Origin of the sequence: Microbacterium sp. NPDC076911 (assembly GCF_040687125.1) — a bacterium.
Lineage (GTDB): Bacteria > Actinomycetota > Actinomycetes > Actinomycetales > Microbacteriaceae > Microbacterium.
In genome coordinates this window covers 98,868-111,813 of record NZ_JBFBMP010000001.1, presented here as the reverse complement: position 1 = coordinate 111,813, position 12,946 = coordinate 98,868, and the positions used below count along the sequence as shown (strand labels likewise).

The 12,946-nt window shown below is 61.4% G+C and carries 13 protein-coding genes; 8 read left to right on the top strand and 5 right to left on the bottom strand.

The annotated features are described in order from the left end of the window. The first annotated feature begins 164 nt into the window (after positions 1 to 164). Complete coding sequence (fbaA, locus tag AB0O81_RS00530) at positions 165 to 1,196, top strand: class II fructose-bisphosphate aldolase (RefSeq protein ID WP_363580157.1); 1,032 nt, start codon at positions 165 to 167, stop codon at positions 1,194 to 1,196. A 72-nt stretch (positions 1,197 to 1,268) separates the two neighbouring features. Here fbaA and AB0O81_RS00525 read toward each other — a convergent pair whose 3' ends face one another. Together AB0O81_RS00525 and AB0O81_RS00520 are read right to left on the bottom strand one after the other, a co-directional pair. Further along, positions 1,269 to 1,850, bottom strand: a complete 582-nt coding sequence (locus tag AB0O81_RS00525) for a DUF6264 family protein (RefSeq protein WP_363580155.1) — start codon at positions 1,848 to 1,850, stop codon at positions 1,269 to 1,271. Further along, a complete protein-coding gene (locus AB0O81_RS00520) occupies positions 1,847 to 2,887 on the bottom strand; it encodes a 4-hydroxy-3-methylbut-2-enyl diphosphate reductase (RefSeq protein ID WP_363580856.1) in 1,041 nt (346 codons plus the stop codon). The genes AB0O81_RS00525 and AB0O81_RS00520 overlap by 4 nt, the downstream gene beginning before the upstream one ends. Positions 2,888 to 2,944: 57 nt before the next feature. Here AB0O81_RS00520 and xseA point away from each other — a divergent pair, with 57 nt between their 5' ends. Genes xseA through AB0O81_RS00485 form a run of 7 tightly spaced genes read left to right on the top strand, consistent with a single transcriptional unit; the run spans position 2,945 to position 9,404 of the window. Continuing rightward, a complete protein-coding gene (gene xseA, locus AB0O81_RS00515) occupies positions 2,945 to 4,231 on the top strand; it encodes an exodeoxyribonuclease VII large subunit (protein WP_363580153.1) in 1,287 nt (428 codons plus the stop codon). A 40-nt stretch (positions 4,232 to 4,271) separates the two neighbouring features. After that, positions 4,272 to 4,511 carry an exodeoxyribonuclease VII small subunit gene (locus AB0O81_RS00510; RefSeq protein WP_363580151.1) on the top strand — a complete coding sequence of 80 codons (240 nt, stop codon included), beginning with the start codon at positions 4,272 to 4,274 and terminating at the stop codon, positions 4,509 to 4,511. After that, the gene (locus AB0O81_RS00505) at positions 4,511 to 5,146 is read left to right on the top strand and encodes a DUF4245 family protein (protein ID WP_363580149.1); all 636 of its coding nucleotides are present in this window, start codon (positions 4,511 to 4,513) and stop codon (positions 5,144 to 5,146) included. Before AB0O81_RS00510 ends, AB0O81_RS00505 begins: the two co-directional genes overlap by 1 nt. A gap of 35 nt (positions 5,147 to 5,181) precedes the next feature. Then, positions 5,182 to 5,796, top strand: a complete 615-nt coding sequence (locus AB0O81_RS00500) for a carbonic anhydrase (RefSeq protein ID WP_363580854.1) — start codon at positions 5,182 to 5,184, stop codon at positions 5,794 to 5,796. A gap of 26 nt (positions 5,797 to 5,822) precedes the next feature. Then, on the top strand, positions 5,823 to 7,217 hold the full coding sequence (locus AB0O81_RS00495) for a class II fumarate hydratase (RefSeq protein ID WP_363580147.1): 1,395 nt from the start codon (positions 5,823 to 5,825) through the stop codon (positions 7,215 to 7,217). Between the two features lie 7 nt (positions 7,218 to 7,224). Next, on the top strand, positions 7,225 to 8,751 hold the full coding sequence (locus AB0O81_RS00490; protein ID WP_363580145.1) for an ATP-binding protein: 1,527 nt from the start codon (positions 7,225 to 7,227) through the stop codon (positions 8,749 to 8,751). Continuing rightward, on the top strand, positions 8,748 to 9,404 hold the full coding sequence (locus tag AB0O81_RS00485; RefSeq protein ID WP_363580143.1) for a response regulator transcription factor: 657 nt from the start codon (positions 8,748 to 8,750) through the stop codon (positions 9,402 to 9,404). The genes AB0O81_RS00490 and AB0O81_RS00485 overlap by 4 nt, the downstream gene beginning before the upstream one ends. Before the next feature lie 102 nt (positions 9,405 to 9,506). Here AB0O81_RS00485 and AB0O81_RS00480 read toward each other — a convergent pair whose 3' ends face one another. The 3 genes from AB0O81_RS00480 to AB0O81_RS00470 form a co-directional block, all read right to left on the bottom strand. After that, positions 9,507 to 10,094: a hypothetical protein gene (locus tag AB0O81_RS00480; RefSeq protein ID WP_363580141.1), complete on the bottom strand. Its 588-nt coding sequence runs from the start codon at positions 10,092 to 10,094 to the stop codon at positions 9,507 to 9,509. Between the two features lie 152 nt (positions 10,095 to 10,246). Next, on the bottom strand, positions 10,247 to 11,602 hold the full coding sequence (locus AB0O81_RS00475) for a PhoH family protein (RefSeq protein ID WP_363580139.1): 1,356 nt from the start codon (positions 11,600 to 11,602) through the stop codon (positions 10,247 to 10,249). A gap of 189 nt (positions 11,603 to 11,791) precedes the next feature. Next, on the bottom strand, positions 11,792 to 12,913 hold the full coding sequence (locus AB0O81_RS00470) for an aminotransferase class V-fold PLP-dependent enzyme (RefSeq protein WP_363580137.1): 1,122 nt from the start codon (positions 12,911 to 12,913) through the stop codon (positions 11,792 to 11,794). Positions 12,914 to 12,946: the final 33 nt, after the last annotated feature.

The following is a 12,946-nucleotide window of genomic DNA, read 5'->3' as shown; positions in this document are numbered from 1 at the left end:
GGGTTTCGCATGACGAATATTTCAAACTTTGATGCCCTGTGAAGTGAAGGAATCGCAATTCTTTCCTGAATGGCAGGAGTGGCCACCGCCAACAATGAATCCACGCGCACGCGGCCACTTCGATAGAGTTCTTGTGCACCTGCCATCACGACCAAGGAGCCTTCATGCCCGTCGCAACCCCTGAGCAATATGCCGAGATGCTTGACCGCGCGAAGGCTGGTGGCTTTGCCTACCCGGCCATCAACGCGGCTAGCTCGCAGTCCGTCAACGCCGTCCTGCAGGGACTCACAGAAGCCGGATCAGACGGTATTCTCCAGGTCACCACCGGTGGCGCCGATTACTTTGCCGGCCACACCGTCAAGGGCCGCGCCACTGGCGCGCTCGCCTTCGCGAAGTTCGTGACCGAGGTCGCCAAGAACTACCCGATCACGGTGGCGCTGCACACTGACCACTGCCCGAAAGACGCGCTTCCTGGCTTCGTGCTTCCTCTCATCGAAGCATCCGAAGAAGAAGTGCGCGCCGGTCGCAACCCGATCTTCCAGTCGCACATGTGGGATGGCTCGGCCGTTCCCCTCGACGAGAACATCGAGATCGCCAAAGACCTGCTCCCCCGCATGAAGAACATCAACGCCATCCTCGAGGTCGAAATCGGCGTCGTAGGCGGCGAAGAAGACGGCGTGCAGCACGAGGGATCGAACGATGCCCTCTACACCACCGTCGCTGACGTGACGAAGGCCGTCGAGGCTCTCGGGCTCGGTGAGCAGGGTCGCTACATTTCGGCCCTCACCTTCGGCAATGTGCACGGCGTGTACAAGCCCGGCAACGTCAAACTGCGCCCCGAGCTTCTCGGCGAGATTCAGGCTGGCATTGCTGAGCGCTTCGGCACCGGCGAGAAGCCCCTCGACCTCGTGTTCCACGGTGGCAGCGGTTCAACCTCCGAAGAGATTGCCCTCGCGGTAGCAAATGGTGTTATCAAGATGAACATCGACACCGACACGCAGTACGCGTTCACTCGCTCGGTCGCTGGCTTCATGTTCGAAAACTACGAGGGTGTCCTCAAGGTAGACGGCGAAGTGGGCAACAAGAAGAAGTACGACCCCCGCGCGTGGGGCAAGATCGCGGAGTCGGCGATGGCAGCTCGCGTTGTCGAAGCGACTCACCAGCTCGGCTCAGCAGGTAAGAGCCTCGGCGCCTAAGGCGACAGACCGATAGCAAGAGGGCCGGATGCTGCAGTGCAGCATCCGGCCCTCTTCTTTGCGTTTATCGCGTCACGCCACCGCGTCGAGAATCGCCTGCCAGACGCCCGGCGTGTTCATCAACGGCACGAGCATAAGAAGCGCTGAGATGCTGGTGAAGACAAACGCACCCACGAGCGGAATCCACCACGAGATGCGGCCGCGCGACATCGACATCCACGAGAACATCGCGGTGACGAACCAGCCGAACACCAACACGAGAGCGGCCGCGATGCCCCAAGACTGCCCGGCGATCGTTGCGGCGAGATCGGTATCAACGCCCATCATCGAGAGCATCTGCTCGGCGTACGGGTTGTACTCGACGAGTTCGGTGAATGACGTCACCACCGTGATAAGCCCGTAAACCAGCAGACCGAACGTCGCTGCACGGTCGAACGGACGCCGACGGTTCTGCCGCTTCGCGCCGCCTTCGCCCACCACCGGCGTCTCAGCAGGGATCACGTCAGGTGAGAGTTGACCCTGGGGGACGTCCGCGACAACGCCGGTGTCGAGCGCCTGGCTGATGTCTGGTTGCTTGATGCGCGCTTGCTGCTCTTCGGCAGTGGCATATTCGCCGTACTGCGGTCGTGGTCGCGGGTCGATGGCATCGTTCATGAGGTGATCCGTCCGCCAAGCGCGCGCTCGTCGCGCTTGCCCTCGTTAGTGGAGCGCAATTCCTTGGGCAACGAGAACAACAGGTCTTCCTCTGCGGTTTTTACTTCTTCCACATCGTTGAAGCCCGCGTTGGCGAGGTCGTCCATCACTTGCTGCACGAGCACCTCCGGTACCGATGCGCCGCTCGTGACGCCTACGGTTTCTACGCCTTCAAGCCAAGCCTGTTCGATCTCATCGGCGTAGTCGACCCGGTAGGCGGCCTTGGCGCCGTATTCGAGTGCCACTTCAACCAGGCGCACGCTGTTCGAGGAGTTCGATGAACCCACGACGATCACGAGATCAGCGTCTTTCGCCACCTTCTTGATCGCTACCTGACGGTTCTGGGTGGCGTAGCAAATGTCGTCCGACGGAGGATCTTGCAGCTGAGGAAAGCGAACGCGCAGTCGGCGAACGGTCTCCATCGTCTCGTCGACCGAGAGCGTGGTCTGCGAAAGCCAGACGACCTTTGACGGATCGCGCACCTCGATACGGTCGGCGTCTTCGGGTGAGTTCACGATCGTGACGTGGTCGGGGGCTTCGCCCGCGGTGCCCTCAACTTCTTCGTGTCCTTCGTGGCCGATCAGCAGAATCTCAAAATCGTCACGCGCGAATCGCACTGCCTCGCGGTGCACTTTGGTCACCAACGGGCAGGTGGCGTCTATAGCCAGCAGACCACGGTCTGAAGCGCTGTCAACGACAGCGGGCGACACGCCGTGTGCGCTGAAGACGACGTGCGCACCAGCGGGCACTTCGTCGACTTCTTCGACGAAAATGGCGCCCTTCTGCTCCAATTCGGTCACCACATGAATGTTGTGAACGATTTGTTTGCGCACGTAAACGGGAGCGCCGAAACGTTCCAATGCCTTCTCTACGGCTATGACTGCGCGATCAACGCCAGCGCAGTAACCGCGGGGAGCGGCGAGCAGCACCCGCTTGGGTCCGGGCACGGCGATATCCTGAAGTGGTTCACGCCGGCGCGGAACACGAGGAATGGGCATGCTGATAGTCACCCCCCGAGTCTACGGCCGGTGCCGAGCGCCAGCCTGAAAGGTGCCATGACGAGCTTCGAGCCCGGCCACATCGTCGGCGAACCGCCTCCCGCAGATTCGGTACGTCCCAAAGACTCCACCAACGACGCTCCTACCTCGGTGTCACGGCTCAACGACACGATTCGTGGCTTCATCGCGAACTGGGGGTCGGTGTGGGTCGAGGGCGAGATCACCCAGTGGAACGCGCGCGGCGGCAGCGTGTTCGGTCGACTGAAAGATCTCGTGACCGATGCGGAAATCTCGATTCGAATCTGGTCGAGCACCCTGAATCGTCTCCCCTCCGACCTCAAGGTCGGCGATCACGTCGTTGCTTCGGTGAAAGCTGACTACTTTCCCAAGCGCGGCGATCTCTCCTTCGGCGTGAACGCGATGCGCCATGTCGGTGTGGGCGAGCAGCTTGAGAAACTCGAGCGGCTTCGTGCACAGTTGCGTGCCGAAGGGCTGTTCGACGATTCACTCAAGAAACCGATTCCCTTTCTTCCGCAGGTGATCGGCCTCATCACCGGCGAACGCTCGGACGCCGAGAAAGACGTGCACCGCAACGCCGAGCTGCGCTGGCCACAGGTGCGCTTTCGCACTCAGCACGTCGCCGTGCAAGGGGAGCGTTGCGTGCCCGAGACGATCACGGCTCTCAAACTATTGGATGCTGATCCCGACGTTGACGTCATCGTCATCGCTCGCGGCGGTGGCGATGTTCAGTCTCTGCTCGGCTTCAGTGACGAGAAGCTTGTGCGGGCGGTGGCGGCAGCATCGACCCCTATCGTGAGTGCTATCGGCCACGAGAATGACCGACCGCTACTCGACGACATCGCCGACCTTCGCGCCTCGACGCCTACCGATGCGGCAAAACGGGTGGTTCCTGACGTCGTCGAACAACGTACACTGATCGGCCAGTTGAGATCACGGCTCGCCACGCGGTTGTCGCAGCGCGTCAATCATGACATCGCTCAGCTCGAACAATTGCGCAGTCGCCCGGTGCTGCGACAGCCCGAGACTCTCGTGCACACGCGAGCCCAAGACGTCGAGATCGTCACGACGCGAGGCCGCGAACGCATCGCGCGTGTGCTTGAAACCTCGGCTCGCCGCACCTCAGAGCTCCGAGCCTCGCTACGCGCGCTTTCACCAGCAGCGACGCTCGAGCGCGGCTACGCGATCGCGCACCTGGACGACGGAGTGATCGTTCGCGATGCCAGCCAAGCACCGAGGTCGACACCCGTGATTGTTACCGTCGCTCGTGGCTCTTTTGCCGCACGCTCTGACGGCGAAATTGTGGAGTCGTCGGAGACATCTTGAACGGGCAAATCCGCCAGCGCGCCGAAGTAGGATAGACAGCATGACCGAAGCGAATGGAGCCGTCACCGACGTCGCGGATCTTTCGTTCGAACAGGCTCGAGACGAACTCGTGCGTGTCGTATCAGAGCTCGAGCAAGGTGCACCCACGCTTGAGCAGTCACTTGCCCTCTGGGAACGCGGCGAGGCACTCGCAGCACGCTGCGAACAATGGCTGGTCGGCGCGAAGCAGCGACTCGACGCGGCCCGCTCTGGCGCGGTGGCCGAGGACGACCAGAAGTAATGGCGAGTCAACAGCGAATTGTCGCCGAACTCGGCCGTCCCGAGACTCCGCAAGAAACTGCCAATCGCAAAGCGGCTTCTTCACACGCGTATCGCTCAAGCCAGACCGCGCGCAACCTTATCGCCGCGCTGCTCATCACCCTCGTGCTCGTCGCAATCGTGATCTTCGGCGTTCCTCGTGGCAGCGCACCCGAAGCGGAGCCAATCGATGTCGCCGCAGTCGCTGAGAGCGTCGAAGCCGCTGAAGGCCAATCGGTTATCGTGCCTGACGCTCCCGATTCATGGCGTGTGAACCGTGCCTATGTTGACCGCAACGATCTAAGCGCCTGGACGGTCGTGTATGCGCCGACAAGCGGTTTTGTGCGCATTGCCCAGGGCTTCGACGCAGACGCGGCATGGACGACCCGAGTACTGGGCGGCGCGAACTCTGGCGACAGCGTGAGCATCGACGGAATCACCTGGACGCAGTACGACATCTCAGACCCCGACCGTGCCGGCGGTATTACCGCCGCGATGTCGACGCAGGTCGGCGATGACACCGTGCTCATCTACGGCGTTGCCGATGATGAACTGCTTCTTCAGGCCGCCGAGTCGGTATCGGAATCCATCCACCAGCTTGAAACGGAGTCCCAGTGAGCGAGCACCCTACCCCCGCACAGGTGTGGAACGAGATGGAACGCGGCAACGAGCGCTTCATTTCGGGAGCGCCACAGCACCCGCGTCAGAATGTAGAGCGTCGCCACGAGCTTGCGAGCGGGCAGCGTCCACGAGCCGCGCTCTTCGGCTGTTCGGATTCGCGGCTCGCTGCGGAAATCATCTTCGACAAAGGCCTCGGCGATCTCTTTGTCATTCGCAACGCTGGTCAGGTGATCTCTGAGTCAGTGATCGGCAGCCTCGAGTATGCCGTCGCGGTGCTTGAGGTTCCTCTCATTGTCGTGCTCGGACATGACGAGTGCGGCGCCGTCCGGGCTGCCATCGACAGCGCGAATATGGACTCTGCTCCCCTGCCCCCGCACATCTGGCGACTGATCGCACCGATCGTGCCGGCCGTGCGTCGCGTGGTGCAGGCGACCGGAGCGGGCAAAGCGAACCCCGACACGATCGACGCCGAACACGTTGGTCGCGAGCATCTGCGCGACACCGTCAAAGAGATCCTCCATTCTTCCGAACTCATCACCGACGCAATCGCGTCCGGGCGCCTCGCGATCGTCGGCGCGAACTACCAACTCGCGCAGGGAAAGGCCGTGGCTGATATCGCTGTAGGCCTTGAACTTGTCGCATCCTGACCACACATTCACAAAGGAACAATGAAGTGACTGACATCGAATACCGCATCGAACACGACACCATGGGCGAAGTTCGCGTGCCGAAAGACGCGTTGTACTCCGCACAGACACAACGTGCCGTCGAGAACTTTCCGATCTCGGGTTCAGGTCTCGAATCGACGCAGATCGCTGCGCTCGCGCGCATCAAGAAGGCTGCGGCTCTCGCCAACAAAGAACTCGGCACGCTCGACGGCGGTATCGCTGACGCCATCGCGGCGGCAGCCGACGACGTCATCACTGGTGCGTTTGACGCCCATTTTCCCGTTGACACGTACCAAACCGGCAGTGGCACCTCGTCGAACATGAACATGAACGAGGTGCTCGCTAACCTCGCCTCGCAGAAGCTTGGCGCTCCGGTGCACCCGAACGATCATGTCAACGCCTCTCAGTCGTCGAACGATGTCTTTCCGACCTCGGTGCACATCGCCGTCACCCAGGCTCTGATCGACGACCTGATTCCCGCCCTTGACCACCTCGCGGTGTCACTCGAGGCCAAGGCCGAACTGTGGAAGACCGTCGTGAAGTCGGGTCGCACCCACCTGATGGATGCGACACCTGTCACGCTCGGTCAGGAGTTCGGCGGGTACTCACGGCAGATGCGACTCGGTATCGAGCGCGTACAGGCCGTGATTCCGCACGTCAGCGAGGTGCCTCTTGGCGGCACCGCCGTGGGCACCGGAATCAACACCCCTCCGGGATTCCCGCAGAAGGTTATTGCGCTGCTCGCCACTGAGACCGAGTTGCCGATCACCGAGGCCAAAGACCACTTCGAGGCTCAGGCAAACCGTGACGGTCTCGTCGAAACATCTGGCGCACTGCGCACGATTGCGGTATCGCTGACGAAGATCAACAACGACCTGCGCTGGATGGGCTCTGGCCCGAACACCGGGCTCGGGGAACTGCACATCCCAGACCTGCAACCGGGTTCATCAATCATGCCGGGCAAGGTCAACCCGGTCGTCCCGGAGGCCACGCTCATGGTGTGCGCTCGTGTGATCGGCAACGATGCCGCTGTCGCATGGGCGGGCGCCTCGGGCTCCTTCGAGCTGAACGTCGCCATCCCGGTCATGGGAACCGCACTGCTCGAGTCGATTCGCCTGCTTGCAAACGCGATGCGAGTGCTCGCTGACACGACCGTTGACGGCCTCGAGGCGAACGTCGACCGAGCGGCCGCGTATGCGGGCATGTCACCGTCGATTGTGACTCCTCTGAACAAGCTCATCGGATACGAAGCCGCAGCGAAGATCGCGAAGCACTCGGTTGCCGAGGGCATCACGGTGCGCGAAGCTGTTCTCGATTTGGGTTACGTCGACCGCGGCGAACTCACAATCGAGCAGCTTGACGAGAAACTAGACCTGCTTTCTATGACACACCCTGGATAATCAAGGGGTGAGCCGCACTAGACGGCCGATCTCGGCGCGCGTCAGAATCCTGGGAGCGATCCTCGGTGTGACGTGCGTCGGGCTCGCCATCGTGGGGAGCGTGACCTTCGTCGTGCAGCGAGAGCGCGTGTTCGACGAAGTCAACATCCGCTTGCAATCGCAGGTCGATCGTTTGACGACTGTCGCCGAGCAGGCGATCCCCGCGCCGACGGATGCAGACGGTGCAGCAGACGAAGGCACACAGCCGGCGGATGAGAACTTCACGCCGCAGTCTTTCGATGACCTTCGCTCGTATATGCGCTCTGTGGTCGCTCGCTTGGTGCCAGCGCGCAACGAAGCGTCGATGGCTATCATCGATGGCGAGTTGGCGTTCGTGCCGTCGACGCTCTCGGGTTTCACGCTGCCGGATGACGAAGAGTTCATCGATCGAATCGTCGCCGAAACCGCTGACCGTGAGATCATCATCGGCACCGCGACGACAGATGACCGCACAATTCGCTATATCGCAGTTCCCACTGAGGTCGAGGGCGACCCGAGTTCCGGCATCTACGTGCGCGCGAGCGACCTTGGTGCCGAGCTGCAGCCAGTCACCGCTTCTCTCACCACCTATGTACTCGCCGCGCTGGTGCTGCTCGTGGCTACGGGTGTGGTCGGCTGGTTTGTGACCGGACGTCTACTCAAACCGATTCGCGATATGCGTGTCACCGCCGACTCGATCTCGCTCTCGGATCTTTCTCCTCGTTTGCTCCCTAGGGGTGACGATGACATCTCAGATATGTCTCGTACGGTGAATTCGATGCTGGATCGCATTCAAGGATCGGTCTCTGTGCAGCAGCAGTTGCTCGATGACGTGCGACACGAGCTAAAGACGCCTCTTACGATCGTGCGTGGACATCTAGAGCTGATGGATGCTCATGACGCGACCGACGTCGAACTCGCGCGTCAGATCGGGATCGCCGAGCTCGATCGCCTTGCACGCCTCGTTGAAGACATCGACCTGCTCGCAGCGGTCGAAGGCGAGGCATACTCTCCCACCGACGTCGACGTCTCCGCCCTCACCGCACGTATCGGCGAACTGGTGACGGTCATTCCTGGTCATACGTGGAGCGTCGAGAAGGTGGGAAACGGCACGGTTCTCGGCGAAGAGGACCGTCTGCTGCAGGCCTGGCTTCAGCTTGCCGATAACGCTGCGAAGTACACACCAGCGGGCTCTCCGATCGAGGTTGGCAGCTCTGTGACCGCCGATGGGACGCAGCTCTGGGTGCGTGACCACGGGCCAGGAATCCCTCCAGCTTCACGACATCGAATCTTCCGGCGCTTCGACCGGGCAGGCGGCAAACGTTCCGTCGGAGGCTCGGGTCTTGGGCTCGCCATCGTCGACGCAATCGTCAAGGGGCACGGCGGTAGTTGCACGGTCAATGACACTCCTCGCAGCGGCGCTACGTTCGCTATCCACCTTCCACCCACCTCAACTCCCCTACCGCAGCCTGTGCGCGCCGGTGATGTTGTCATGCAGCGAGAGGCATTCGAATGACGCACATACTTATCGTCGAAGACGAGCCACAGATCGCCTCGTTCGTATGTCGAGGCCTCGTCAACGCAGGATACGAAACAACGATCGTCGAAGACGGAGACAAGGCGCTAGAAGAGATCCTCGGCGGCGCCTATGATCTGGTGCTGCTCGACGTCGGCCTTCCCGGCCTTGACGGTTTCGAGGTGCTGCGGCTTGTGCGTGCGCAGGGCTCCATGGTGCCCATCATCATGCTGACCGCACGCACGAGTACTCGAGACACCGTTGATGGACTCGACGCGGGCGCCAGCGACTACGTACCTAAGCCGTTCACGTTTGAGGAGCTCCTCGCCCGCGTGCGCTCCAGACTTCGCGAATCCACCGCAGCTGCCGCGATGATGATCACCGAAGGAGAGGTTGAGCTAGACGTCTTGGGCCGCCGCGCCACAGTGGCAGGCCGTGAAGTTGAGCTTTCAGCCCGCGAGTTCGCACTCGCCGAGCAATTCCTTCGAAATCCGGGTCGAGTGCTCAGTCGCGAAGTGCTCCTCAGCCAAGTCTGGGGGCTGGACTTCGACCCGGGCTCGAACGTCGTTGATGTGTATGTGCGCTATCTTCGAGGCAAACTAGGCGCCGAACATATCGTGACGATCCGTGGCACCGGCTATCGCTGGGAGTAGCGGATAAGCACCGAGAGCGGCCGGGTGCAGCAGAAAAGGAGAAGCCCCCGGTGCTGGGGAACACCGGGGGCAGGAAGCCGGGCTGGGGAAGCCGGCCTCGTGTCAATCGCGACGATCTGGGGAAACGTGCGATTGAGTCTTGTTGTCGTCGCGTCGATCTTTCTCAGACTTACTCGACGCGCGGTCGTTCGACGCTCTTAGGCCTTCTGGCTCGCGAGTCGAATCTGAGCGCGACTCGCGAATCTTCTCAACGACCTGTTCGACGATCTCGATCTTCTCCGCTGGAGCGCCATCATCTGATCGGCTCTTGTAAGCGGAGGCGGGGGTGCTCGGCTGCTTCACTTGATCAGCTTGCTCTTGACTTCCCGGCTCGCTCGATGCGGCGCTGACCGCGACAACAGCACCGTTGGCTTCTGCGATCGGTGTTGTTGCGATCGGTGTTTCTGCGGCGGGAGCTTGGCTCTCGGCCCCTGAAGCAACAGCGTCTGAAGCAGTAGCGTCTGAAGCAGCAGCGTCTGAAGCAGGAGCGTCGCGCTGCGTAGCCTTGACAACCACCGTTCCGCTTCCCACTGCAGTGCCGCGCACGTCTGCCAATGTTGCAGAGTTCGACATGGCAACAGCGACTACGAGTCCGACGCTTGCCGCCACGCTGGCGATACCGCCAGCTGCGTACTTTGCGCGAGTTTCCATGATGCCGTTCCCATCGAACAAAATCTGTTCTGGATCAATTTTCGCACGCGTTCAAGTCAGCTCAGAACACGGTGGATGAGACTATTCTCATCCCGTGCCACGACGCGAGCGGGAGGGCCGAGCTAGGCATCCCGGCCTTCCCGCTCGTGTGGTCACGCGAGTTCGCCAGCCTCCAGGAGCTCAGTCACCAGTGCGGCAATTGCGGAACGTTCTGAGCGGGTGAGAGTGATGTGCGCGAAAAGCGCATGGCCCTTGAGCGTTTCGATTACTGATGCGACGCCGTCATGTCGGCCGACCCTCAGATTGTCTCGCTGGCCGACATCGTGGGTGAGTACCACGCGTGAGTTCTGGCCCATGCGGCTCAGCACGGTCAAGAGCACGTTTCGCTCGAGCGACTGCGCCTCGTCGACGATAACGAACGCATCGTGCAGCGAGCGGCCGCGAATGTGGGTCAGCGGCAGCACTTCAAGCAATCCGCGCTCGACGACCTCTTCAAGAACATTGCCCGAGACGACAGAACCGAGAGTGTCGAAGACTGCTTGCCCCCACGGATTCATCTTCTCTTGCGCATCGCCGGGCAGATATCCCAGTTCTTGCCCACCCACGGCAAAGAGCGGACGAAACACGATGATCTTTTTCTGCTGCTGACGCTCGAGTACTGCTTCGAGTCCGGCACACAGAGCAAGCGCTGACTTGCCCGTTCCCGCTCGGCCTCCGAGCGAGACGATCCCCACCTCAGGGTCAGTCAGTAAATCGATCGCAATACGCTGTTCAGCCGAACGACCGTGAAGGCCGAAGACGTCGCGGTCACCGCGCACCAACCGGTACGAGGTGTCCCCCGTCACTCGACCCAACGCCGATCCACGCTCTGAATGAACGATCAGCCCTGTGTTGACGGGAAGACCGCGAACATCTTCGCTCGTCGCCACTTCGCTCTCATAGAGATCGCTGATGTCGTCGCCTGCGACGTCGAGGGTCGCAATGCCCGTCCAACCTGAATCCACTGCCTGCTCAGCAAGGTACTCCTCCGCGCTGATACCCAACGATGCCGCCTTCACACGCATGGGCAGGTCTTTGGAGACCACCGTGACTTCTTGGCCGTCCTGGGCAAGGTTCATCGCGACAGCCAAAATACGGCTGTCGTTGTCGCCGAGCCTCATTCCGGCAGGAAGAACAGAGACGTCGGTGTTGGTGAGTTCGACCCGCAGAGTGCCGCCTTCTCCCACCGCCACGGGGAAGTCAAGGCGGCCATGCTCGACGCGGAGTTCGTCTAGATGGCGAAGTGCCTGACGTGCAAAGTAGCCGATCTCGGGGTCGTGGCGTTTTCCTTCGAGTTCGGTGACCACCACGACGGGAATCACAACATTGTGTTCGGCAAACCGGAAATACGCCCGAGGATCGCTCAGCAGAACCGAGGTATCCAGCACATAAGTGCGCAGATTCTGATCCTGATCGTCGATGTGCTCGACGCTCTGACTGCGCTGATTGTGTAGTGCTCGTGTGGTCACAACCCACTCCCGCCCCGGGTGTGAACCCGGCAGTCACGAGTCGACCAAGGTCACGAGTCGCGATCTTTCAGGCCGACTCGAACGGACTCTTTGTCCGTTGAGATGACCGTACGACTGCCAGACGCAATCGCGCCAGGCCGACACGCGGGAAGCTGGTTACGGCTGGGTAAATTCGAAAAGTCGGCTCGTTCACCACACCCGTGCCGACGAAAAAGCGGCAAGCGCATCGCCGAACAGACGCAGCGTGTTGGCGCCGGTTCCGACGTGAGGCGCCACGCGTACGAGCCCGGAGCGCACAGTCACTGTCAACCCGTGATTCGACAGTGATGCTACGAGTGGCGCAGCATCTTGCGGTGCGGGCGCGAGCGTGACGATACCCGCTCGACGTCGCTCGTCGCGCGGCGTCACCACGGGCAGTTCATATCGATCCGCAAAAAACATCACATCTCGTGTGCGCTCAGCAAGCTCCGCTTGTAGCGTGGCGACACCGATGTCTCGAACCTCGGCCAGTCCCGTTGCAAGGCGCGCCGCCGCGAGGTTGTCGACGCGGCTGACGGTGAACGCGCGCGCGGAAGTTGACGGAAGCGGAACGACATCCGTCGGGAGTTCACTATCTGTGCCCGAGAAGCCGGACAGCACGGGAGCAATCCGCTCAAGTGCTCGATCGCTGAACGACGCAAACCCGGTGCCACGTCCTGACCGCAACCACTTATAGCCATTGGCGCACACCACATCGGCGGCACCGAAGTCTGCATCAACAATGCCGAAGCCTTGAATGGCGTCGACGATAAGCAGCCGGTCACCGATGACATCGCGCAGCGCCGAGAGATCAGTGCGATAGCCCGTACGAAAATCTACGAGGCTCACCGCGACAGCGCGGGTGTCGTCGGTGAGGCTGTCGCGCACCAGCTCGGGGGTGATGAAGCCATCATCAGGCTCAAGCCATTGCAACTGAATGTTTCCCAGCGCATCAGCAGCGCGAGTGGCCGCTACCGTGAGCGATGGGAATTCTCCTCTGCCCAACATGAGCCCGCCAGTGAGGCCATACATCGCCTGCATGAGCCCATGTGTGGTCGAAGGTTGGAGCACAACGCGATTCGCGTCGACGTCGAGAAGCTCGCCGATCAGCGAGACCGCCGCAGTAGCGTGCTCGTTGACCAGCTCAATGCTCGATGGTCGCCCTGACCCGAGCAGCTCGGTATCAGCTTGCGCCTCGGCACGAACGGCAGGCGAAAGCGGTCCGAACGCGGCCCAGTCCAAATACCCCGGCTCCCCATCGAACGTGGCTAGAAATGCATCCAGATCCGTCACTTTGTCATTCTGGCATGTCAAGCCCGCAGGCAG